General features: G+C 71.5%; 24 protein-coding genes and 1 riboswitch. Of the genes, 9 read left to right on the top strand and 15 right to left on the bottom strand.

Going from position 1 to position 21,307, the window contains the following annotated elements; genetic code table 11:
* Positions 1-213 precede the first annotated feature (213 nt).
* Entirely contained in the window at positions 214-1,911 is a 1,698-nt protein-coding gene (locus AB0K03_RS24635) for a VWA domain-containing protein (RefSeq protein WP_364688675.1), read from the top strand.
* Positions 1,912-2,072: 161 nt separating this feature from the next.
* Here the strand turns inward: AB0K03_RS24635 and AB0K03_RS24640 are convergent, their stop codons facing one another.
* A complete protein-coding gene (locus AB0K03_RS24640; protein WP_364688678.1) occupies positions 2,073-3,203 on the bottom strand; it encodes a PP2C family protein-serine/threonine phosphatase in 1,131 nt (376 codons plus the stop codon).
* Between the two features lie 51 nt (positions 3,204-3,254).
* Here AB0K03_RS24640 and AB0K03_RS24645 point away from each other — a divergent pair, with 51 nt between their 5' ends.
* Positions 3,255-3,728: a MarR family transcriptional regulator gene (locus AB0K03_RS24645; RefSeq protein ID WP_364688680.1), complete on the top strand. Its 474-nt coding sequence runs from the start codon at positions 3,255-3,257 to the stop codon at positions 3,726-3,728.
* Here AB0K03_RS24645 and AB0K03_RS24650 read toward each other — a convergent pair.
* Positions 3,725-4,873: an ROK family protein gene (locus AB0K03_RS24650; RefSeq protein WP_364688828.1), complete on the bottom strand. Its 1,149-nt coding sequence runs from the start codon at positions 4,871-4,873 to the stop codon at positions 3,725-3,727. The two genes, AB0K03_RS24645 and AB0K03_RS24650, sit on opposite strands and share 4 nt — an antisense overlap.
* An 89-nt stretch (positions 4,874-4,962) precedes the next feature.
* Between AB0K03_RS24650 and xylA the strand changes: the two genes are divergently transcribed.
* Genes xylA through AB0K03_RS24665 form a run of 3 tightly spaced genes read left to right on the top strand, consistent with a single transcriptional unit; the run spans position 4,963 to position 9,014 of the window.
* Entirely contained in the window at positions 4,963-6,150 is a 1,188-nt protein-coding gene (gene xylA / locus AB0K03_RS24655) for a xylose isomerase (protein ID WP_364688683.1), read from the top strand.
* A 31-nt stretch (positions 6,151-6,181) separates the two neighbouring features.
* Positions 6,182-7,597 (top strand): xylulokinase, encoded by a 1,416-nt coding sequence (xylB, locus tag AB0K03_RS24660; protein WP_364688686.1) that lies wholly within the window; start codon positions 6,182-6,184, stop codon positions 7,595-7,597.
* A gap of 10 nt (positions 7,598-7,607) precedes the next feature.
* A complete protein-coding gene (locus AB0K03_RS24665) occupies positions 7,608-9,014 on the top strand; it encodes an MFS transporter (protein ID WP_364688689.1) in 1,407 nt (468 codons plus the stop codon).
* Here the strand turns inward: AB0K03_RS24665 and AB0K03_RS24670 are convergent.
* The 7 genes from AB0K03_RS24670 to AB0K03_RS24700 all read right to left on the bottom strand — a co-directional run bounded on the left by AB0K03_RS24670 (position 8,992) and on the right by AB0K03_RS24700 (position 14,361).
* On the bottom strand, positions 8,992-10,620 hold the full coding sequence (locus AB0K03_RS24670; RefSeq protein ID WP_364688692.1) for a glycoside hydrolase family 13 protein: 1,629 nt from the start codon (positions 10,618-10,620) through the stop codon (positions 8,992-8,994). The genes AB0K03_RS24665 and AB0K03_RS24670 overlap by 23 nt on opposite strands.
* 9 nt (positions 10,621-10,629) lie before the next feature.
* A complete protein-coding gene (locus tag AB0K03_RS24675; RefSeq protein ID WP_364688695.1) occupies positions 10,630-11,349 on the bottom strand; it encodes an HD domain-containing protein in 720 nt (239 codons plus the stop codon).
* Positions 11,350-11,392: 43 nt separating this feature from the next.
* Positions 11,393-12,307 (bottom strand): MHYT domain-containing protein, encoded by a 915-nt coding sequence (locus AB0K03_RS24680; RefSeq protein WP_364688698.1) that lies wholly within the window; start codon positions 12,305-12,307, stop codon positions 11,393-11,395.
* Between the two features lie 199 nt (positions 12,308-12,506).
* Positions 12,507-12,653, bottom strand: a complete 147-nt coding sequence (locus tag AB0K03_RS24685) for a GPGG-motif small membrane protein (protein WP_199515426.1) — start codon at positions 12,651-12,653, stop codon at positions 12,507-12,509.
* Between the two features lie 133 nt (positions 12,654-12,786).
* Positions 12,787-13,530: a metallophosphoesterase gene (locus AB0K03_RS24690; protein WP_364688702.1), complete on the bottom strand. Its 744-nt coding sequence runs from the start codon at positions 13,528-13,530 to the stop codon at positions 12,787-12,789.
* Positions 13,527-13,778, bottom strand: coding sequence for a hypothetical protein (locus tag AB0K03_RS24695; RefSeq protein WP_199515428.1), 252 nt, complete (start codon positions 13,776-13,778; stop codon positions 13,527-13,529). Before AB0K03_RS24695 ends, AB0K03_RS24690 begins: the two co-directional genes overlap by 4 nt.
* 1 nt (position 13,779) lies before the next feature.
* A complete protein-coding gene (locus tag AB0K03_RS24700; RefSeq protein WP_199515429.1) occupies positions 13,780-14,361 on the bottom strand; it encodes a nucleotidyltransferase in 582 nt (193 codons plus the stop codon).
* 175 nt (positions 14,362-14,536) lie between these two features.
* Here AB0K03_RS24700 and AB0K03_RS24705 point away from each other — a divergent pair, with 175 nt between their 5' ends.
* The gene (locus AB0K03_RS24705) at positions 14,537-15,316 is read left to right on the top strand and encodes a thymidylate kinase (RefSeq protein ID WP_364688705.1); all 780 of its coding nucleotides are present in this window, start codon (positions 14,537-14,539) and stop codon (positions 15,314-15,316) included.
* On the opposite strand, the gene AB0K03_RS24710 is transcribed toward AB0K03_RS24705, so the two are convergent.
* Positions 15,313-15,999: an SDR family NAD(P)-dependent oxidoreductase gene (locus tag AB0K03_RS24710; protein WP_364688708.1), complete on the bottom strand. Its 687-nt coding sequence runs from the start codon at positions 15,997-15,999 to the stop codon at positions 15,313-15,315. The genes AB0K03_RS24705 and AB0K03_RS24710 overlap by 4 nt on opposite strands.
* A 523-nt stretch (positions 16,000-16,522) precedes the next feature.
* Between AB0K03_RS24710 and AB0K03_RS24715 the strand changes: the two genes are divergently transcribed.
* Positions 16,523-17,524: a sigma-70 family RNA polymerase sigma factor gene (locus tag AB0K03_RS24715; protein ID WP_364688710.1), complete on the top strand. Its 1,002-nt coding sequence runs from the start codon at positions 16,523-16,525 to the stop codon at positions 17,522-17,524.
* Positions 17,525-17,602: 78 nt separating this feature from the next.
* On the opposite strand, the gene AB0K03_RS24720 is transcribed toward AB0K03_RS24715, so the two are convergent.
* From AB0K03_RS24720 to AB0K03_RS24730, 3 genes are all read right to left on the bottom strand, one after another.
* Complete coding sequence (locus AB0K03_RS24720; RefSeq protein ID WP_364688713.1) at positions 17,603-18,529, bottom strand: NlpC/P60 family protein; 927 nt, start codon at positions 18,527-18,529, stop codon at positions 17,603-17,605.
* 45 nt (positions 18,530-18,574) lie between these two features.
* A riboswitch (cyclic di-AMP (ydaO/yuaA leader) is annotated at positions 18,575-18,702 on the bottom strand.
* A gap of 217 nt (positions 18,703-18,919) precedes the next feature.
* The gene (locus tag AB0K03_RS24725) at positions 18,920-19,246 is read right to left on the bottom strand and encodes a DUF3817 domain-containing protein (RefSeq protein WP_364688716.1); all 327 of its coding nucleotides are present in this window, start codon (positions 19,244-19,246) and stop codon (positions 18,920-18,922) included.
* Between the two features lie 11 nt (positions 19,247-19,257).
* On the bottom strand, positions 19,258-19,677 hold the full coding sequence (locus AB0K03_RS24730) for a hypothetical protein (RefSeq protein ID WP_364688718.1): 420 nt from the start codon (positions 19,675-19,677) through the stop codon (positions 19,258-19,260).
* Positions 19,678-19,758: 81 nt separating this feature from the next.
* Between AB0K03_RS24730 and AB0K03_RS24735 the strand changes: the two genes are divergently transcribed.
* Both AB0K03_RS24735 and AB0K03_RS24740 read left to right on the top strand, forming a co-directional pair.
* On the top strand, positions 19,759-20,004 hold the full coding sequence (locus AB0K03_RS24735; RefSeq protein WP_364688721.1) for a DUF6158 family protein: 246 nt from the start codon (positions 19,759-19,761) through the stop codon (positions 20,002-20,004).
* A gap of 14 nt (positions 20,005-20,018) precedes the next feature.
* Positions 20,019-20,594 carry a DUF1360 domain-containing protein gene (locus AB0K03_RS24740; RefSeq protein ID WP_364688724.1) on the top strand — a complete coding sequence of 192 codons (576 nt, stop codon included), beginning with the start codon at positions 20,019-20,021 and terminating at the stop codon, positions 20,592-20,594.
* 60 nt (positions 20,595-20,654) lie between these two features.
* Here AB0K03_RS24740 and AB0K03_RS24745 read toward each other — a convergent pair whose 3' ends face one another.
* Complete coding sequence (locus AB0K03_RS24745; protein ID WP_364688726.1) at positions 20,655-20,840, bottom strand: hypothetical protein; 186 nt, start codon at positions 20,838-20,840, stop codon at positions 20,655-20,657.
* Between the two features lie 11 nt (positions 20,841-20,851).
* Complete coding sequence (locus AB0K03_RS24750; protein ID WP_364688729.1) at positions 20,852-21,052, bottom strand: hypothetical protein; 201 nt, start codon at positions 21,050-21,052, stop codon at positions 20,852-20,854.
* Between the last annotated feature and the right edge of the window lie 255 nt (positions 21,053-21,307).

Here is a 21,307-nt window from a genome sequence, read left to right on the forward strand (position 1 = left end):
CGGCGGCAAACCGGCAAGGCGGTCATCGCGCCGGCCACGCAAAGAGATGACTCCATCACCTACGGTGAAATAAGTATGCGGAATTTCCAATCCGAGTAACTTTCGTCCGAACGTATATGGCATTCGGGTCTCGCGATGCGCAGTATGGAGCGCGTGTCAGGCCGCCATCGCAGAAACTTCAATCTCAGGGGAGCCGGCGTCGTCGCATCCGCGATGGCGATCGTGGTCGTCCTCGTCGGGTCCTGGCTCGGATACCAGCAACTCGCCGACAACGACTGCTCCGGTCAGATCAGGCTGAACGTCGCCGCGGCGACGGAGATAGCGCCCGCCGTCGACCGGGCAGCCCAGCAGTGGTCCTCGAAGGGTGCCGAGGTCAACGGCACCTGCGTCGCCGTCACGGTCACCGGGGTCAACCCGGCCGCGATGGCGTCCACCATCGCGCTCAAGCACGGCGTCACGCTGACCGGGCTCGGCGCGGCCAGCAAGTCGGGCACGATCCCGGACGTCTGGATCGCCGACTCGACCACCTGGCTGATGCGCCTGCGCTCGGAGGCGTCGGGCTTCGTGCCCACCGACGGCAAGTCGATCGCCACCAGCCCGGTCGTCGTCGCCATGCCGGAGCCGGTCGCGCAGAGCGTCGGGTGGCCCGATCGCAAGCTGGGCTGGGGTGACCTGCTCAAGCGGATGACCACCGGCAACTCGCTGCGCACGGGCATCGTCAACCCGACCCGCGACGCCGCGGGCCTGGCCGGCCTGCTCGCGCTCGGCAGCTCCGCCGGCGGCGGCCCGGAGGCCAAGGCCCAGCAGGTGGCCGCGCTGCGCGCGCTCGCCGCGGGCAGCTCCTCGCTGCGCGACGACCTCATGCAGAAGTTCCCGCGCTCCACCGACGCCGCCGACCTGGCGAGCGCGGTCAGCGCCGCGCCGCTGTCCGAGGAGGACGTCGTCGCGTACAACGCGGAGAAGCCGGTCGTGCCGCTCGCCGCGCTCTACCTGAACCCGCAGCCGCCGTCGCTCGACTACCCGTTCGCGGTCATGCCCGAGGTCGACCTGACCAAGTCGGCGGCCGCGACCGGCCTGCGCGAGGCGCTGCAGCAGCAGAGTTTCAAGGACGAGCTGGCCAAGGTGGGTCTGCGCGCTCCCGACGGCACGGTCGGTGCGGGCTTCGCCTCGCCGATCGGCGCGCCGAAGGCCACCCCGGCCGCCACCGGCACCCCGAACGGCACCCAGGGCACCGCCGCGGCGGGCCTCGACGCCGGTTCGATCAACCAGGCGCTCGGCAGCTGGGCGGCCATCACGCTGCCCGGTCGTGCGCTCGCGGTCTTCGACGTGTCCGGCTCGATGAAGACGAAGGTGCCGACCGCCGGCAACCTCAGCCGGGCGGAGGTGACCCGCCGGGCCGCCTCGCAGGGCCTCGCGCTCTTCGACGACCAGTGGGCCGTCGGCACGTGGATCTTCTCGACCGAGATGGACGGGAAGAAGCCGTACAAGCAGATCGTGCCGATCACGCCGCTCACCTCCGGCCGCAGCCAGCTGCAGGCCTCGATCTCGAAGATCGTGCCGAAGGACGGCGGTGACACCGGCCTGTACGACACCGCGCTGGCCGCGTACAAGTCCGTGCAGGACACGTGGCAGGCGGGCCGGGTCAACTCGGTCCTGCTCTTCACCGACGGCGTGAACGAGAACAAGGACGGCATCACCCGTCAGACGCTGATCAACGAGCTGAAGAAGACCGCCGACCCCAAGCGGCCGGTCCGCATGGTGATCATCGGTATCGGCACCGGCGTCGACCGCAACGAGCTCGAGGCGATCACGAACGCCACCAACGCGGGCGGCGTGTTCATCGCCCCCGACCCGGCGAAGATCTCCGACATCTTCCTCGAGGCCATCTCGTCCCGGTCCGGCGCCCGTTGACGCTGAGGCCCGCCGGCGCCCGTTGACGCCGACGGCCGACGGCGCCCGCTGACGCCGACGGCCGACGGCGCCCACTGACGCCGACGGCCGACGGCGCTCGCTGACGCCGGCCGCCACGACGGCAGGGAGGCCGCCCGGATCCGCTGGATCCGGGCGGCTTCTCAGTTTCCGGAGGGGGTCCAGTCCAGGCAGACGGCCACCGCGTCGTCCTCCAGGTCCGAGCTGACGAACGCCCGCAGATCCCCGAGCAGCGACCGTACGGCCTGCAGCGCCGCCTGGCCGCCGGTACGCCGCACGAACCGGTGCAGGGCCGCGTCGCCGTACCGCCCGGAGTGCCCGAGCGCGTCCGACACGCCGTCGCTGACGATGAAGAGGCGGTCGCCGGCCTGCAGCCGGAACGTCTGCGTCTCGTAGTCCGAGGTCTCGAACATGCCGAGTGGGAACTGCGACTCCAGCCGTTGCTCCACGACCTCCCCGGCGCGCAGCACCATCATCCGCGGCGAACCGGCGTCGACGACCTCCACCTCGCCGGTCTCCAGGTCCAGCCCGAGCAGCAGCGCCTCGACGTGCGAGCCGCCGCGGTGCTGGGCGAAGACGGCCTGGTCGGCGAGCGCCGCCTGGTCGGCGAGGCCGAGCCCGGCGCGGCGGGCGTTGCGCAGGGCGTGCACGGTCAGCGCCGTGAGCAGCGCTGCCGTCATGCCGTCGCCCATGCCGTTGAGCACGGTCACGGACAGCCGCCCGTCGTGCTCGGCCCAGTCGAAGCCGTCGCCGCGGATGCCGTACGCCGGCTCGAGCTGACCCGCGAGGCTGAAGCCTGGCCCGACCCGGCTGCGTCCCGGCAACAGCTCCCACTGCATCTCGGCGGCGAGCGTGAGCCGCTGGGCCCGAGCCGCCACCGTGTACCGGTCGGTTCCCGCGGAGGCCGCCTGCAGCTCGTGCCCGAGCAGGGTGGCGATCTCGGCCAGCTCGGCGCGCTCCACCTCAGACGGCGGCCGGGGGGTGAATCTCAGCACGCCCATCCGTTCCCCGCGCGCGGTCACCGGCAGGTACGTGACCTGCCCCGCGCCGACCTCGCTCTGGTGGTCGAAGCAGCGCCACGCGGGATCCCCGGGCCGGTTGACCGGCGGCCCGGTGAGCAGCGGGATGAGGGCGGACAGCCGGTAGTCGACGAGGAGCACGTCCAGGTCGGCGACGGCGTACTCCTTGGCCAGCGCCTCGGCCAGGCACTCCACGACGCGGTCGGCGGGCGCGTCGGCCAAGGCCCGGCGTACGGCGGTCAGCCGCTCCGACACGGTTTCCACCCCCTCGACAGCGAGCACCGTACGGGTAGTCTCTGCTGCACCATGGCCGAATACCATGGGCCGGAAGGGCCACACCTCGCCGCGGCGGTCGATGACGCCGCGCCTGCCCTGCTGGCCGCCTGGGACGCCGCCCGGGAGCGGGCCACGCCCCGGGTCTCCTGGCCACAGCTGAACGCGCTGCTGGTGGTCGAGCGCGAAGAGGGCATCAACCTGCGGGGGCTGGCCGGCCAGCTCAAGATGATCCTCTCGTCGGCGAGCCGGCTCTGCGACCGTCTCGTCGCTTCCGGCATGGTGGAGCGGGTGCCGGGCCGCGCCGACCGCCGCGAGATCGCGCTGTTCCTGACGCCGTCCTCCCGGCAGTTGCTGCACGACCTGCGCGCCACCCGGCGGGAGATCCTGGCCGAGGTGCTCGACCGCATGAGCCCGGCGGGCCGCTCGGCGTTGATCAGGGGGCTCGCGGAGTTCAGCGCGGCAGCGGCCGCGGAGACGGACGGCAACCAGGCCCGCACGGCTTAACGGCCGGCCCGGGAGCGCGCCAGCCACCCGGCGGGGTCGTCGAGCACCGTACGGATCACCGCGCCCGCCGCGCCCCGCATCGCCGCGTCCGGCCCGAACGTGGCGGCCCGCAGGGTGACCGGAGACCAGTCGGCGGTGAGCACCCGCCGTTCGATCTCCCCGGCGATCGCGTCGCGCAGCCGGGGGAGCAGCGGCGCGTAGATGCCGCCGAGCACCACCGTGTCGACGTCCAGCAGGTTCACGACCGTGGCGATCGCCGTGCCGAGCGCGCGCCCCGCGACGGTCAGGTCGGCGCCGGCCAGGTCCGTCACCGCGGCGACGCCGGCCGTGCGCAGCATCGCCTCCTGGCCGGCGTACTGCTCGAGGCAGCCGCGCGCGCCGCACCGGCAGGCGGGACCGTCGGGGTCGATGGCGATGTGCCCGATCTCGCCGCTCCAGCCGCGTACGCCCCGGAACAGCGCGCCGTCGAGCACGATGCCCGCGCCGATGCCGATCTCGCCGGAGATGTAGACGAAGCTCGGTGGAAGGCCGCCGCTGCCGAGCTCGCTGAGCGCGGCCAGGTTCGCCTCGTTGTCCACGGTGACGGGCAGGCCGTCCACGAGGTCGCCGACGGTGACGTCCTGCCAGCCGAGGTTGGGCGCGACCCGGACGATGCCGTCGGCGGCGACCAGGCCGGGGACCGCCAGCGCGGCCCCGGCGAGGGTGAGTCCTTCTCCCTCGGCCAGGTCACGGGCCCGGCGGGCGAGCCGGGCGAGGCCCGCCAGCGCGGTGGCGGTGTCGACGGGACGCTGGTCGCCCGGCTCGACGAGGCGGTGCCGGACGGCGCCGGTGAGGTCCACGACGCACGCCGCGCGGTAGTCGACGTTGATCTCCAGCCCGAGCCCGGCCGGGCCGTCGGGCGTGGTCCGCAGGCCCGCCGCCGGCCGCCCGGCGCCGTTGCGGGGCGCCGGGTCGACCTCGGTCAGCAGCGACCCGGCGATGAGGTCGTCGACCAGCGCGGAGACCGTGGCGCGGGTCAGTCCGGTCGCGGCGGCGACGGCGGCCCGAGATATCGGATCTGTGCTGTTCGCCACGGTTTGCAGCACCAGCGCGAGATTATGGGCGCGAACGCTCGCTTGCCGGACGGGGGCGCTGGAGGCAGTCATGAGCCGGGCCGTCACGCCCTTGACAATGCCACACCGCGCTCAAATAATTCAACCAATAAACAAATCCGTGCTGTTACGTGGAGGTAACCGTGTCGGTCCAACCCACGCGCGATGACAAGTTCTCCTTCGGCCTCTGGACGGTCGGCTGGACGGCCCGCGACCCGTTCGGCGAGGCCACCCGCGCCCCGCTCGACCCGGTCGAGGCGGTGCACAAGCTCTCCGAGCTCGGGGCGTACGGCATCACCTTCCACGACGACGACCTGGTGCCGTTCGGCTCCGACGCGCACACCCGCGACGGGATCATCGCCAACTTCAAGAAGGCGCTCGACGAGACCGGCATGATCGTGCCGATGGTGACCACCAACCTGTTCACCCACCCGGTGTTCAAGGACGGCGGCTTCACCAGCAACGACCGCACCGTCCGCCGGTACGCGCTGCGCAAGGTCCTGCGCAACATGGACCTCGCCGCCGAGCTGGGCGCCAAGACCCTCGTGCTCTGGGGCGGCCGGGAGGGCGCCGAGTACGACGCCGCCAAGGACATCCACGCCGCCCTCGACCGTTACCGCGAGGGCCTCAACCTCCTCGCGCAGTACTCCGAGGACAAGGGCTACGGCCTGCGCTTCGCCATCGAGCCGAAGCCGAACGAGCCCCGCGGCGACATTCTGCTGCCCACCGCCGGGCACGCCATCGCGTTCATCAAGGACCTCGAGCGTCCCGAGCTGTTCGGCATCAACCCCGAGGTCGGCCACGAGCAGATGTCGAACCTCAACTTCACCCAGGGCATCGCCCAGGCGCTGTGGCACGGCAAGCTCTTCCACATCGACCTGAACGGCCAGCACGGCCCCAAGTTCGACCAGGACCTCGTGTTCGGCCACGGCGACCTGCTCAGCGCATTCGCCACGGTGGACCTGCTCGAGCACGGCTCGCCCGGCGGCGGCCCCGCCTACGACGGCCCCCGGCACTTCGACTACAAGCCGTCGCGCACCGAGGACTACGCGGGCGTGTGGGAGTCGGCCAAGGCCAACATGCGCATGTACCTGCTGCTCAAGGAGCGGGCGCAGGCGTTCCGGGCCGACCCGGAGGTGCAGGCCGCGCTGGCCGAGTCGAAGGTGCTGGAGCTGTCGCAGCCCACGCTCGCCGACGGCGAGACCTACCAGGACCTGCTCAACGACAAGAGCGCCTTCGAGGAGTACGACGTCGACGCGGCCGGCGCCCAGGGCTACCACTTCGTGAAGCTGCACCAGCTCGCCATCGACCACGTGCTCCGCGCACGCTGATCAAGCAAGCGGACCGGGAGAGGATGAGGGCATGACACTGGTCGCCGGGATCGACAGCTCCACGCAGTCCTGCAAGGTCGTCATCCGCGACGCGGAGACGGGAAAGCTGGTCCGGGAGGGCCGGGCGAGCCATCCCGACGGCACGGAGGTCCATCCCGACGCCTGGTGGTCGGCGCTGCAGCAGGCCATCGAGGAGGCGGGCGGCCTCGACGACGTCGCCGCCGCCTCGGTGGCCGGGCAGCAGCACGGCATGGTCGTGCTCGACGAGAACGGCGAGGTGGTCCGCCCGGCGCTGCTGTGGAACGACACCCGCAGCGCCGGCGCGGCCGCCGACCTCATCGAGGACCTCGGCGGCGGCGACGCGGGCCGGCGGGCCTGGGTGGACGCGGTCGGCATCGTCCCGGTCGCCAGCTTCACCCTCACCAAGCTGCGCTGGCTCGCCCGCAACGAGCCGGAGAACGCGGCCCGCGTGGCGGCGGTCTGCCTGCCGCACGACTGGCTGACCTGGAAGCTGTCGGGCGCCCGCGGCCTCGGCACGCTGCGGACCGACCGCAGCGACGCCAGCGGCACCCTCTACTGGTCCGCGGCGACCAACGAATACCGGCCGGACCTGCTCGAGCTCGGCTTCGGCCGGCGCATCCTCGTTCCCGAGGTGCTCGGCCCCACCGGCATCGCCGGGCACCTGCCCAACGGCGCCCCGCTCGGGCCGGGCGCCGGGGACAACGCGGCCGCGGGGCTCGGCGCCGGCGCGCTGCCGGGAGACGTGGTCGTGTCCATCGGTACGTCGGGCACGGTCTTCGTCTCCTCCGACGTCGCGCCGGACGACCCGAGCGGGACGGTCGCCGGGTTCGCCGACACCACCGGGCGCTTCCTGCCGATCGTGGTGACGCTCAACGCCGCCCGGGTCCTCGACGCCGCCACCAAGCTGCTCGGCGTCGACCACGCGGAGCTGTCCCGGCTCGCGCTGTCCGCGCCCGCGGGGGCCGACGGGCTGGTGCTCATCCCGTACCTGGAAGGGGAGCGCACCCCCAACCGGCCGAACGCGACCGGGGCCGTCCACGGCCTGACGCTGCGCACGTCCGACCCGGCGCACCTGGCACGCGCGGCGGTCGAGGGCATGCTGTGCGCCCTCGCCGACGGGCTCGACGCGCTGATCCAGCAGGGCGCCACCGCCAACCGGATCGTGCTCGTGGGCGGCGGCGCGCGCAGCGAGGCCGTCCGGCGCATCGCACCCGCGCTGTTCGGGCTGCCGGTCCTCGTCCCGCCGCCCGGCGAGTACGTCGCCGACGGCGCCGCCCGGCAGGCCGCGTGGGTCCTCGCGGGCGGCGACCTCCCGCCCACATGGACCGCGGAAACCCCCGAGGTGTACGAGGACACGAGCGTGCCCCTGATCCGCGAGCAGTACGCGGCCGCCCGTGACAGGGTCGTCGACCGGGGCGCCCGCTAACCTTTGGCGCGTGAGCAAGGGCGGCCCGGCGCACCGCGCCTACAGCGTGGTCGTCTTCGTCGTCCTCGCCTCGCTCGACAACGTCGCCATCGGCCTCGTCCCACCCCTGTACGGCAGCATCGGCGCCGACCTGGGGGTGGGCGAGGGCCACATCGCGCTGGCCACCACGGTCATGTTCCTGTTCAGCGCGGTGGCGGCGGTCGGGTTCGCGTACGCGGGTGACCGCACCGACCGCAAGCCGATCCTCCTGCTCGGCACCGCGATCTGGGTGGTCGGCACCGCGTGGTCGGGGCTGGCCGGCAGTTACCCGTCGTTCCTGCTGTCGCAGGTGCTCGCCTCGATCGGCCTGGGCGGGGTGGCCAGCGTCAGCTTCGCCGTGGTCAGCGATCTGATCTCGCCGCGGCGCCGGGGCCTCGCGATGAGCTTCTGGGGGCTGTCCCAGGGCGTCGGCACGCTGGCCGGGACGATGGTCGGCGGGCTGCTCGGCTCCGCCGACTGGCGGCGGCCGTTCCTGGTGGTCTCCGCCGCCGGCGTGATCGCGGGCATCGCCTATCTGCTCACGTACGACGTCCCGCGCGGCGACAGCGAGCCGGAGCTGGCCGAGGTCGAGTACGACGAGCGCATCCACCACGACGACCTGCCGAAGATCCTCGCCCGGCGTACGAACGTCTGGCTGATCCTGCAGGGCTTCTCCGCGCAGGTGGCGTTCGGCTCGCTGGTGTGGCTGCCGGTGCTGTTCCGCGCCCGGGCCGAGGCCCAGGGCTACTCCACGGCGACCGCGATCGTGGTGGGCAGTGTGTTCGCCACCCTGTTCCAGGCCGGCGGCGCGCTGTCGATCCTCGGCGGGCTGGCCGGAGACAGGTTGCAGCGGCGTACGCCCAGAGGCCGCGCCCTCGTCGCGGCGGTCGGCGTGCTCGCGGCCGTACCGTTCTATGTCGTGCTGTATTTCGTGCCGTTCCGCATCGACGTGCCGGACGGCGGCAGCACGGGTGCGGTCATCCGGGCGATCCTCGCCGACGTCGTGACCGAGCCGTCGGTGGGCCTGAGCCTCGCCACGGCGATCTTCGCGCTCGCGCTGACCTCGGCGAACTCGCCGAACTGGTACGCCCTCATCGCCGACGTCAACCCGCCGGAGCACCGCGGCACCGTCTACAGCCTCGGCAACCTGGTCAACGGGGTGGGCCGCGCCGGCGGGAACGCGCTCGTGGGGGTCGCGTTCCGCAGCCTCTCCGGCGCCTTCCCGCCCCCGCTGAACTACGCCGTGGGGCTGGCCGCGTTCCAGTTCTTCTTCATCCCGACCGGCGTCATGTACTGGCTGGCCAGCCGGACGGTGGCCAGGGACATGGCGGACACCCATGCGGCCCTGGCCACCTACGCGGACCACGAGCAGGAGGCTATCCGCGCGCCCAGACCGTGACGTCCTGCGGCACCCGGCCGTCGCCGGTCAGCGGCTCGCTGGTCAGCAGCACCTCCGCGCCGGCCGGCAGCTCGGCCGGCGAATCACCGAAGTTCGTCACCACCAGCACGCCGCCGTTGCGGAACGCCAGCACGTCGGGCCCGCTCTCCAGCCACTCGAGCGAGCCGTCGCCGAGGTGGTGCTCGCGGCGCAGGCGCAGCGCCGAGCGGTACAGCTCGTACGTCGAGCCCGGCACGTCGCGCTGGCGGTCGAGCGCGTACTCCGCCCAGGACGACGGTTGCGGCAGCCAGCTGGCGTCCGTGGGGCCGAAGCCGTACGACGGCGCGTCGGCCTCCCACGGGATCGGCACCCGGCACCCGTCCCGGCCGCGCTCGGCGTGCCCGGACCGCTCCCACGCCGGGTCCTGCCGGTACTCGTCGGGCATCGTCGTGTGCTCGGGAAGCCCCAATTCCTCGCCCTGATACAGGTACGCCGACCCGGGCAGCCCCAGCATCTGCAGCGAGGCGGCCCGCGCCCGGCGCAGCCCCAGCGGCGCGTCCGGCTGCGGGTCGTCGGCGCCGATGCCGGGCCGGCGGCGCTCACCGACCGGGTAGCCGAGCCGGGTGGCGTGCCGCACGACGTCGTGGTTGGACAGCACCCAGGTCGTGGGCGCTCCGACGGCGGCGTTCGCGGCGGTGGTCGAGTCGATGACCTTGCGCAGCCGCTCCGCGATCCAGGGCGTGTCGAGGTACTCGAAGTTGAACGCCTGGTGCATCTCGTCCGGGCGGACGTACCGGGCGAGCCGGTCGGCGGGCTGCACCCACGCCTCCGCGACGAGGATCCGCTCACCCTCGTACGCGTCCAGCACCGCCCGCCATTCCCGGTAGACCTCGTGCACCCCGTCCTGGTCCCACATCGGCGGGGGCGGGGCGCCTTCCGGGGCCATGCCGCCGAGGATCTCCCCGGCGTACTGGTAGTCGCTGAGCGTGGCCTCCTTGATGAGGCCGTGGGCGACGTCGACCCGGAAGCCGTCCACCCCGCGGTCCAGCCAGAACCGCAGGATGTCCGCGAACTCGGCCCGCACCTCCGGGTTGCCCCAGTTGAGGTCGGGCTGGGAGACGTCGAACAGGTGCAGGTACCACTGGCCGTCGGCCACCCGCTGCCACGCGGGACCGCCGAAGACGCTCTGCCAGTCGTTCGGCGGCTCGCTGCCGTCGGCGCCGCGGCCGTCGCGGAACACGTAGCGTTCCCGCTCCGGGCCGCCGGGCGCGGCCTGCAGCGCCGCGCGGAACCAGGCGTGCTCGTTCGACGTGTGGTTGGGCACGAGGTCGACGATGACCCGCAGGCCGAGCGCCTTCGCCTCGGCGATCATCTTGTCGGCGTCGCCGAGGTCGCCGAAGCGCGGGTCCACCGAGCGGTAATCGGCCACGTCGTAGCCGGCGTCGTGCTGCGGAGAGGGATAGAACGGGGACAGCCACACGGCGTCCACGCCCAGGTCACGCAGGCCGCTCAGCCGCGCGGTGAGGCCGGGCAGGTCGCCCATGCCGTCGCCGTTGCCGTCGGCGAAGGAGCGCGGATAGATCTGGTAGATGACGGCGCTGCGCCACCAGTCAGTGGGGGAGGGCATGCCCCCAGGCTATCCGTCGAGGATCGCGGCGAACCGCTCCTCCGCGAGGTCCAGCTGATCGAGGATGTGGTCCTTGGCGGTCACCGACAGCGGGGTGTCCGGGCGCCCGATGAGCTCGCGCAGCTTCGGCACCAGCGGGCGGTACTTGATCGCCGAGCTGCGCGCCTTGTCGTACGTGGTGTGGATGACGCCCACGCCGTTGTCGGTGAAGTCGCTCACCTTGATCACCCGGGCCCACGGGTCGCGGTCGAGGCTGTCCGCCACGTGGGCCCGGTACTGCTCGTGCCGGTCGCGTTCCGGGTCGTACTCGGGGTTGGTGACCGAGCGGACCAGCTCGGCGACCCGCGGGTTGAACCGCCGGGCCAGCTCGGCGATGGCCGCGTCGGTCAGCTCCCGGTGCCCCAGGCCGGCGGGCAGGCCGGCCAGCTCGGCGGGATGGTCCTCGACCGCGTCGTGCAGCAGGGCGGCGGTCAGGACGTCGACGTCCCGGATCCCGTAGTAGCGCAGGATCCGGATCGCGACCCGCAACAGATGATTCAGGTACGGCTCCCGCACCCGCCGGTCGTCGGCGTGCAGGCGCGAGGCGAGCTCCAGCGCCTCCTCCAGCTGCTGCCGGTCGGCGGGCGGGAGCGCCTGCAGCTCCAGCCGGAACCTGTCCCGCAGGCCCGCCTCGCCGTACACCTCGGTGATCGCGTGCAGCGGCATCGACAGCAGCATCCTTGGCGCCATGCCGAACAGGTATACCGGACCGGGCCGCCGCGCGCGCCCGTGATCAGGATCGGGCGTCGATCAGTGGCTCATCCGTGACCGTGGTGGCGGGCCGGGGCGGCACGGGACGCGGCGACGGCCGGTTGCCGGACGTCCGCCGGCCCGCCGACAGCGACGCCTGCTTGAGCGACCACGGGTGGGGATTCTCGGCGTGCACGCCCCGCTTCGGGATGCCGGCGCCGTCGGTGAACTCCTCCTCGGTCATCGCCTGCAGCGCGCTGAGCGCGACGCCGAGGATCGTCGCGGCGCTGAGCAGCGTGAGCGGCACGATCATCAGCAGCGGCCGCAGGCCGGTGAGCCCGGTGCGCACCGGGTTGCTGAGCTCCACGGACATCGCGGCCATGCCGGTGTAGTGCATGCCGCAGACCGCGACTCCCATGATGGCTGCCGCGCCGACCATGGGCAGCAGGCCGCGGACCGACACGGTGAACCACAGCGCCGCCGTCGACGCCACGACGGCGATCAACGCCGACGCGATCACCAGCGGCAGGTTGTAGTGGATGGTGCCGGACAGGTGCATGGCGGCCATGCCCGTGTAGTGCATCGCCAGCACGCCGGCGCCGGTCAGCACGCCGGCCACGACGACCCGGGGAAGGCTGCGCCGGCCGTGCCCGACGGCCATCAGCCCGGCGCCGACCGCCACCACGGCGAGTCCGAGGCTGATCATCGTCATGCCGGGGCTGTACCGCACCGGGCTCTGCGGCACATCGAAGCCGAGCATCGCGGTGAAGTGCATCAGCCAGATGGCGCCGCCGATCGAGAAGGAGCCGATGATCAGCCAGCGGTTGCGCCGTCCGCGGGACCGGGCGCTGCGTGCCCGTCCGGTGGAGAGCAGTCCGAGGAACGAGCCGAGGACGGCCACCAGGTAGGAGGCGACGGGATTGAACGCACCGTAGGTGAAGTGATGGACCTCGGCCACAGCCGGACACCTCGCGAGGATCGGGGGGATCGATTCGCTGAGGATTCAGCCAGAAGTCCGATCTAGGACATCGCACCTCGTGTGCGGGTCACTACATAGAGAACCGGGGCCACCGTATCGCTGCCTGCGAGAGGTAGCGATACGGCAGCCCCGGTGCGGTCGTAGGAGACCGGTCAGGTAACTGCCGGGGGGATGTGGGCTAGACGTTGAAGATGCTGACGCCACCGGGCCCCACGAGGAGACCGACGACGATCAGCACGACGCCCCAGAGGATCTGCCGCCGGAACAGCGCGAGGATGCCGGCGACCACCAGTACGACTGCGAGAATCCAGAGCAAGAAAGCCATGCACAGCTCGTACCCGACCGCGCGAAATCGAAAACCTGTGATCCGGCCGCCGGCGCCGGGAAATGTCCACGAACGAGCGAGACCCCGTCACCCACCTGGGGATGACGGGGTCTCGCGCGAGACGGTACGCCGCTCAGGCGTTGACGAGCCCGGCCCCGGCCTCCTCGGACAGCAGCTGGTACACGTTGTACGCCTGCTTGATGACGGGATGCGCGACGTTGCGCACCGGCACGCCGCCGGGCGTACGCCCCCGCTCGGAACCGTGGTGCGCGTGCCCGTGCAGGGCCAGCGCCGTGGGCGCCGAGTCGATCGCCTGACCCAGCAGGTACGACCCCAGGAACGGATAGATCTCCAGCGGCTCCCCGGTCAGCGTCTCCGGTACGGGCGCGTAGTGCGTGAGCGCCACCAGCGCGTCGCACTCCAGCCCGCGCAGCGCGGCGCCGAGCTTGTCCGCGATCGCCTCGGTGGTGCCCACGAAGTTCTTCATCTCGCGTTCGCCGAAGGAGCTCGCGCACGCCCCGGCGAACCCGCCGCCGAAGCCCTTGGCGCCGGCGACCCCGAGCCGGTGCCCGTTGAGCGTGAGCACCGTCCCCTCGCCCTCCAGCACCGTCATCCCGGCGTCCCGGAGCACGTCCATGACCTGCAGCTCCTGGTCGCTCTGGTGGTCGTGGTTGCCGAGCACGACGACCACCGGTACGGCCAGCCCTCCGAACTCCTGCGCCATGCACTTGGCCTCGTCGACCGTGCCGTGCCGGGTGAGGTCGCCGGCGATCAGCAGCACGTCGGCGACGTCCGGCAGCTGCTCCAGCGCCGGCCGGTAGCGGCCGAGCACGTCCTTGTCCACGTGGACGTCGCCCACGGCGGCGATCCGGATCATGAAATCTCCTCCACCTCGCTGGGCGCCGCGGCGCGCACGATGCCGATGTCGCAGGCGATCTCCACCTCGGGGAACCGGGTGGTGATCTGCCGGCAGATCTCGTCGCGGCGCTGTGCGCTCTCCACCTCGCCGCCGAGGACCAGCAGGTGGTCCCGGCGCTGCAGGGTGATGCCCTGCTCGGCGACCGCGCCGTTCTCGGTGAGGAGGCGCTGGATCTCCGCCTCCACGTACTCGTCGAGCTGTGCCATCTCATCCCCCCACGGTCAGGTGCGCACCGGGCTCCGGGACCACCTCGAGGCGGTCCAGCAGCATCAGGAACGCCTCGGCGTACGGCGACCGCGCGGTCTCCTTGCGGACCCGGTCCCAGTCGATCTGCTCGCGCAGCGAGCGGGCGACCGGCAGGCCGGTGGCGAAGTCGCAGTAGTGCTGGGTGTAGCTGAGCAGTTTGTGGATCATCAACTGGGTGGCCGAGAGCACCGGCATGTTGATCGCCTCGACCGGGCGCATCACGGTGTCGCGCAGCGTCTCGTCGGTCACCGGTGACTCGACCGGGCGGTAGATGAGGTCCACCATCCGGCCCTCGTCGAAGACCTTGACCAGCCAGTCCTCCGGCGGCTGCTCGACCTCGAAGCCGACCGCGGACAGCTCGGCCAGCGCCCGCTCCCGGTCCTGCTCCCGGATCAGGAAGTCCACGTCGTGGTCACTGGAGTGCCCGCCGTGCGCGTACACCGCGAAGCTGCCGCCGAGCGCGAACGGGATCTCGGCCTGCTTCAGCACGGCGGCCACCCGCTTGAGCGTGTTGACCAGGCCCTCGTCCACCCGGTACGGCATGGCGTCCCCCTGTGTCGGTGTGATGTCCGTTTTCCCGTCGGAACGACTACCCCTCCGGCCTGCGCTTGTAACGCGAGGGGCTCCGGGCGCAACGGCAATACGACCCATTTTGTACGGGTCCAGCCGCGCGGTGGGGTGGAACGGTCCGTGACAGCTCCCGTTACCGTCGGTGGGTATGGTCCCCGGCCTCGCCCCGCGTCCCGCGCCCGCCCTCCGCCGCCGTCCCCGCACCATCGCCCTCGTCGGCATCGACGGCTCCGGCAAGACGACTCAGGCGCACCTGCTGGCCTCGGCCCTCGCCGATCGTGGTGTCCCCGCGCGTTACCGCCGCAACGCCGGCGGCCGGCGGTGGTTCGGCCGGCTCGCCACCGCCCTGGGCCGTGGTGACGGGGAGCAGCTGCTGGGCCGCAGGGCGATGCTGTTCGTCGAGTCCGTGCTGCGCTGGCTGGCGATCCTGCGCACCCTGCTGCGCCGGGTCCTCACCCGTGAGACCGCCGTCATGGACCGCTACGCCGTGTGCCAGTACGCCAGCATCCGAGCGCACGCCGAGAACCCGCGGCCGGAACGGATCAACCGGGCCGAACGCCGGGCCCGCCTGGCGTACCGGATCTTCCCGGAGCCGGACGTGACGTTCCTGCTCGACGTCACGCCCGAGGTGGCGTACGACCGCATCGAGCGGCGCGGCTACGACCACGAGGAGATGTCGTACCTGCGCGCGGCGGCCGCGGCGTACCGGGCGCTGCCCGAGCACGCCGGCTTCGTCGTGATCGACGCGAACGGCGCCCCGGAACAGGTGCAGGCGGCCCTGCTCGCCCACCTGAAGTCTCCTGAGCGGCTCCGGGCGCCGCGGCCGGTCGCTGCGGTGGTCACGCACGCCCGAGCGCTCGTGGTGACGGTGGCCACGCTGGTCGCCGCGGCCACCGCGCTCACCCTGCAGTGGGCGGAGGTCTTCTAGGCCCGCCCATAGACCGGGATGCTCGCCCCGCTGGTGGGCGCGGACGCGTCCCCCACGAGGAACGAGATCACCCGGGCGATCTCCTCCGGCGTGACCCAGCGGGAATGGTCGGCGTCCGGCTGCTCGCGGCGGTTGGCCGGGGTGTCGATCACGCTGGGCAGCACGGTGTTCGCCCGTACGCCCTGCTTGCGGTACTCGACCGCGACCGCGCCGGCGAACGCGAGCACCGCCGCCTTCGCGGTCGCGTACCCGGCCGCGCCGGGGAACGGGGCCACCGCCGCCCGGGAGGACACGCACACCACCGAGCCGCCGCCGGCCGCGACGAGATGCGGCAGCGCTGCCGCCGTCACCAGGTACGTCGGCCGCAGGTTCAGCCGCAGAATCGCCTCGAAGTCGGCCACGGGGGTCTCGTGCACCAGCCCGCCCATCGCGAAGCCGCCGACCAGGTTCACCACGGCCCGCAACGGCGCGGACGGCTCCCGAGCGGCGAGCGTCACAGCGTGTTCGACGTCCTCGGCGACTGTGACGTCCGCCTCGATCCCGACCGCACCTTCGGGCAGCCGCTCAAGGCCTCCAGCCCGTACGGGCGCCACCACCCGCCATCCCTCGTCCAGCAGGCTGCGGGCGACCGCTCCACCCAGCCCACCGGTCCCACCGGTCACAATCGCGCTGCGCTCCACCATGCCGTCACCGTAGTGCTGTGTTTTCTGTCACTGCAGGCGACGGTTCAGCGGATCATCCGAATGTCCGACAGTCACCCGGACGGGCTAGTGATCTGCGGCTGGATCTGCCGCAAGGTGACAGGGTGTCCGGCGCCACGAGTGTGCCGGATCTTTGCCGTGGCGTTTGTTTCAAGCCTGGCGGGAACCTGTCGATGCAGGGCATGAACCCAAGTGGCTGCCCGGCCGTACTGGGTAGTGACGAGCATCGCACGGCTGGCCGTGATGCCCGTCGCTGTGACGGATGAGGGGCTGATGGTGTCATTGCAGCAGGCGACGGGTATGCGTCACAGGACGCATCCACCGCCGGGTGCGGCTCCGAATGCCTACCCAGAGAGCCTCTTCAGAAAGTATCCACTCGGCTCTCAGGTGACGCTCAGGCATACGTGACACTTTCGACCCACCAGCCGGAATCAGCGCAGTGCGCCACTTGTTGTGTAGGTGCAGCACCGCAATGCATGAACTGCGGACGTTACGGGGAGGGCCGATGGACGCAGGAATTACCCGTAACAGGGTTAGTGAAGGCAATGAGGGGACCGTGGGCAACGTGGAGAAGAACACCGTGATGCGGACGGACGAAGTCGCCGAAGAGCGCGACCTTGTCGGCGTCTACCTGCACGAGATCTCCCGCACGCCGCTGCTGGACGCCGCCAGGGAGGTCGACCTCTCCAAGGCAATCGAGGCCGGCCTCTATGCCGAGCACCTGCTCGAGAACGGTGACGTCCGACGCGGCGTGAGCCGGGAGGAACTGGAGCGGCTGGTCATCGAGGGCGAGCGGGCCAAGGACCTGTTCATCCGCGCCAACCTCCGCCTGGTCGTCTCGATCGCACGCCGGTACGTGCGCTCGGGCATGCCGATGCTCGACCTGATCCAGGAGGGCAACACCGGCCTGGTCCGCGCCGTGGAGAAGTTCGACTACGAGCGGGGCTACAAGTTCTCGACGTACGCGACGTGGTGGATCCGTCAGGCGATCAGCCGGGCGATCGCGCAGCAGGAGCGCACCGTGCGCCTGCCCGTGCACCTCGTCGAGGACGTCAACCGGATGCGCAACGTCACCCGCCAGCTCGTGCGCGAGCTCGGCGCCGACCCGGAGCCGGAGCAGATCGCGACCGCGCTGGGCGTGACGGTGGAGCGCGTGAACGAGCTGACCCGCTGGGCCCAGGACACCGTGTCGCTGGACACCCCGGTGGGCGACGACGGCGACACCAACCTCGGTGACCTGGTCGCCGACAGCGACGCGCCGTCGCCCGAGGAGATCGTGCTGACCGCCCTCGAGCGGCAGCGCATCGAAGGCCTGCTCAACCACCTCGACGACCGGTCGGCGGGCATCATGCGCGCCCGCTACGGCCTCGAGGACGGCCGCGAGCACTCGCTGACCGAGGTGGCGTCGCGGTTCTCGCTCTCCCGCGAGCGCATCCGTCAGCTCGAGATCCAGGCGCTCGGCCGGCTCCGCGAGCTGGCCCGCGCCGAGGGCCTGCAGGCCGCGTAACAGCGTTCGGAACGCGAAGAGGGCCGGTACCCGTGCGGGGTACCGGCCCTCTTTCGTGTCGCCGGACGGCGGCTCAGGTCACGTCACGCGGCCGTAGCCGTACGGGGTCATGATGTCGATCGTGCGATGCTTCACGGGCTCACCGGCGCGGGAGGCGTCGATGATCTTGCCGTCGCCGACGTACAGGGCGACGTGGCCCAGGCTGCGGTAGAACACCAGGTCGCCGGGTTCGAGCTGGGATCGGCTGATCCGCTTGGTCGCGCTGTACTGGGCCGCCGCGTTGTGCGGCAGTGACTTGCCGGCCTGACTCCAGGCGCGGGAGGTCAGCCCGGAACAGTCATAGGTGGAGAGGCCGTCGGCGCCGAACTCGTACATCTTGCCGACCTGGGCGAACGCGAATCGGACGACCACCCCGGCGCTGCCGGAGACCGACGGGACGGTGCCGGTGTACTTCGAGCCGGGTTCGGTGGCGCGGCCGTATGCGGCGGTGCGCATCGCGTACAGCTTCTTGAGGTCCGCCTGGATCTTCTTCTTGCGGGCCTCGAGTTCCTTCACCTCGGCGGTCTGCTTGTCCTGCGTGGCCTTGAGGGCGGCCTGGCGCTCGGTGTAGTTCTGCGTCGTCGCCGTGTACGTGTCGATGTCACGCTGCCGGCTGCGGGAGAGCTGCTCCAGGATGGACATCCGGTCCATCAGGTTGTTGCTGCCCTCGAGCACCACGTTGACGGCGCCGATCTTGCCCGTCTTGTACGCGGACTGGGCCAGCAGCTGCATCTGCGAGCCGGCGACCTTCAGCGCCTCCCGGGCCGGCCCGATCGACTCGGCGAGCTTCTTCTCGTCCGCCTTCGTCTTGTTCAGGCTCAGCTTCATCTTGTTGTACGACTCGACGACGTCCTCGAGCTCGTCGGACGCCTTCTGGATCTTCTTGTTGAGCTCACTCGTCGAGGGTGCCGCGTGCGCGGCCGGCGCGACGGCGCCGGTGATCGCGATCGCGAGGGCGGCGACCACCAGGGCGCGGAGCCTCGTGCGGGGGTGTGGCAACGGTACGTGCCCTTTCTTCCGCTGCGCCGCCTACCGGGTTAGCTGACGGATTCGGGCGGGAAGAAGGCCCTACCGCTCGCGCGGATTCACCCCGGATGCTGATTCGGTGGTTCCCCGGTTCACCGTGGCGCCCGCGCCGGGCCCGGGGGAGGGGCTCGCCGTGCGCGCCGCCGGAGATTCGGCGGCGTTGGCCGGTGCCACCGAGTCGTGGCTGCCTACCGGACCAACCGCATCAACTTATCGGCGATCTCGGCGAAAACAAGAGCCAGAAGAGTGACGTGGGCCGATTATCACATTTATGCGAATGATCCCGATAACGGAAAGCTATTCACCGGGTGCGGCGCGTCACTGTCCTCATTACTCCGCCATCGCGGCCGGAGTGTCCATCGGCTGCACGGCCCATTTGCGGGTGACCGTACGCTCCGCCCAGAAGGAGAGGAATGGAATGGTGCCGGCGAGCATCACGAGCAGCATCCGGCCCAGCGGCCACCGCGCGCGGCGGCTCAGGTCGTAGCTGGCGGCCAGATAGACCATGTAGAGGAAGCCGTGGAACGGGCCGACCGCCGCGACCACGCTGTCGTTGTCACCGGCGTACTTGAGCGGCATGCCCACCGCCACGAGCACGATGAGGACCACGCCGACGATCCACGCGATGATCCGGTAGCGGGTGAGGGCTCCCTGCACGATGCACGTCCTTACTGAGTCTTGCTCTGCCGTCCGGGGTAGTCGCCGGGCCGCGCCCCGGGATGGGCGTTCAGCCAGGCCAGGTAGTCGTTGTACGCGTCCAGCTCGGGATCCTCGCCCGCGGGTACAGCCGGCGTGGAGGCGGGCACCCGGACGGGGCGGCGTACGGTCACCGCGGCCGGGTCCTGGGTCGCCGGCTCCTCCGCCGGGGCGGGCTTCTCGGAGCTCTTGCGTTCCTGCTGGACCTCGCGGAACCAGATGAACGCGACGAACGCCGCGAAGACCGGCCACTCGAAGGTGTAGCCCCAGCTCAGCGTGTTGCCGCCGGTGGCCCGGCTGAACTGCCACCAGCCCAGGCCGAGAAAACCGGTGATGAGGACCAGCGCGACCACGTGACGCGCGATCCACGCCGGGGTCCACAGCCCTTTCATGTCGTCGAGCGTACCGGCGCGGGTTTGACGCCCAGGCGCACGGGCAACCCGTTGCGTGCAACGACGATAAGGAGGAGAGCCATGAGCGACTCCGAGGTCGACGCTCCCGTCGGCACCGAGAACGGGATCGACCCCGCCGCGCTCGCCGATGAGGACCTCATCCGAGAGCTCGGCAGCCTGCACCGTACGCGGCTGCAGACGCTGCGGCACGGTCCCGACGCGGCGCTCGCCAACCACCTGCGGCGCACCGCGGAGCTGGAGACGGAGTACCTCGCCCGCCACCCCGGCCGCGAGGTCGACCCGCACCGGCTCACCCAGGACTTCTGAGAGGACCTTCGCGCATGACCCCCTCGGTACGCGGGCGGCTCGACCGGCTGCGACGGCAGTACGCGCCCCACGAACACCGGCCGCTCGACGGGTACGCGGTGACGATGGGCGCCTTCGGCGTGCTCGCCGGCAGCCTCGCGGCGGTCGCCAAGCTCACCGGGCGTGAGGTGCCGGAGCGCCCGGCCGTCCAGGACGTGGTGCTGATCTCGCTGGCCACGCACAAGCTCAGCCGGCTGATCGCCAAGGACTCGATCACCAGTCCGCTGCGCGCGCCCTTCACCCGCTACGCCGAGCCCGCGGGCAGCGCGGAGCTCAACGAGGAGGTACGCGACGAGGGCAGCACGATCCGGCACTCGATCGGCGAGCTGATCAGCTGCCCGTTCTGCCTCGCGGTGTGGGTGGCGACCGGGCTCACGAGCGGCCTGGTGTTCGCGCCCCGGCTGACCCGGCTCGTCGCCACGGTCTTCACGGCGACGGCGGCGTCGGACTTCCTGCAGATGGCGTACTCGATCTCCAAGGAGGCCGCCGAGGGCGACCCGCAGGTCGACGAGGAACCCGCAGTCAACGGTCGCGCGGTCGCACAGGCCTGAGACGGACGACGACGGCCCCGGCATGTCGATGCCGGGGCCGCGGTCGGGTGTGCCGCGGTGCTACACCGGGCCGTCCTTCTCCATGCCGGACCAGCCGCGCGGGCTCTCCCGCTCGCCGCTGTCGCTGTCGTCGATCACCTCGGGCGAGACCGCGGTGTCGCCGTGCTCGTTCGCGAAGTCCGGCTGGTCCTGCGGGTCGAGCTCCGAGTTGCCGAAGGCCGGAAGGCGCTCGTTCTGCTGGGTCATGTCAGTGCTCCTCAGACATCGAGAGTGCGGAGGGCCTCGGCGGCCTCGTCCTGGGCGTACTCGCCCTCGGGCAGGGCGTCGATGCGGGTCAGCGCGGACGCCGGCAGCTCGGCTGCCACGGCCCCGCGCTGCAGGTCGGCGCTGCTGAGCCGCTCCTGCGCGGCGTACGCGTCGTCCAGATACTCGTCCAGCACGCGGAATTCATCGCTCACGGCAGTCGTCTACCCGGTCCGCGGCCCGGCAAACGGTGTGGTCCAGGTCACAATTCCTGCCGGAATGGGGCGGGGCGGCCGACGGTTGAGGACAGATGTCGGTGTGCCCAGTGTCCCCGGGCCTCACCCTTTGCCTTCGCGGAATACCGTTCGGCTGGAGCCGCGTTGAGCCTTTCGCCGCGAGGCGACCTGCACACCGGCACCTACGTCCGCCGCCCCCGGCCTCGCCGGGGGCGGCGTTTGTCTGCGCGGCCC

The organism is Actinoplanes sp. NPDC049316, assembly GCF_040677315.1.
GTDB lineage: Bacteria > Actinomycetota > Actinomycetes > Mycobacteriales > Micromonosporaceae > Actinoplanes.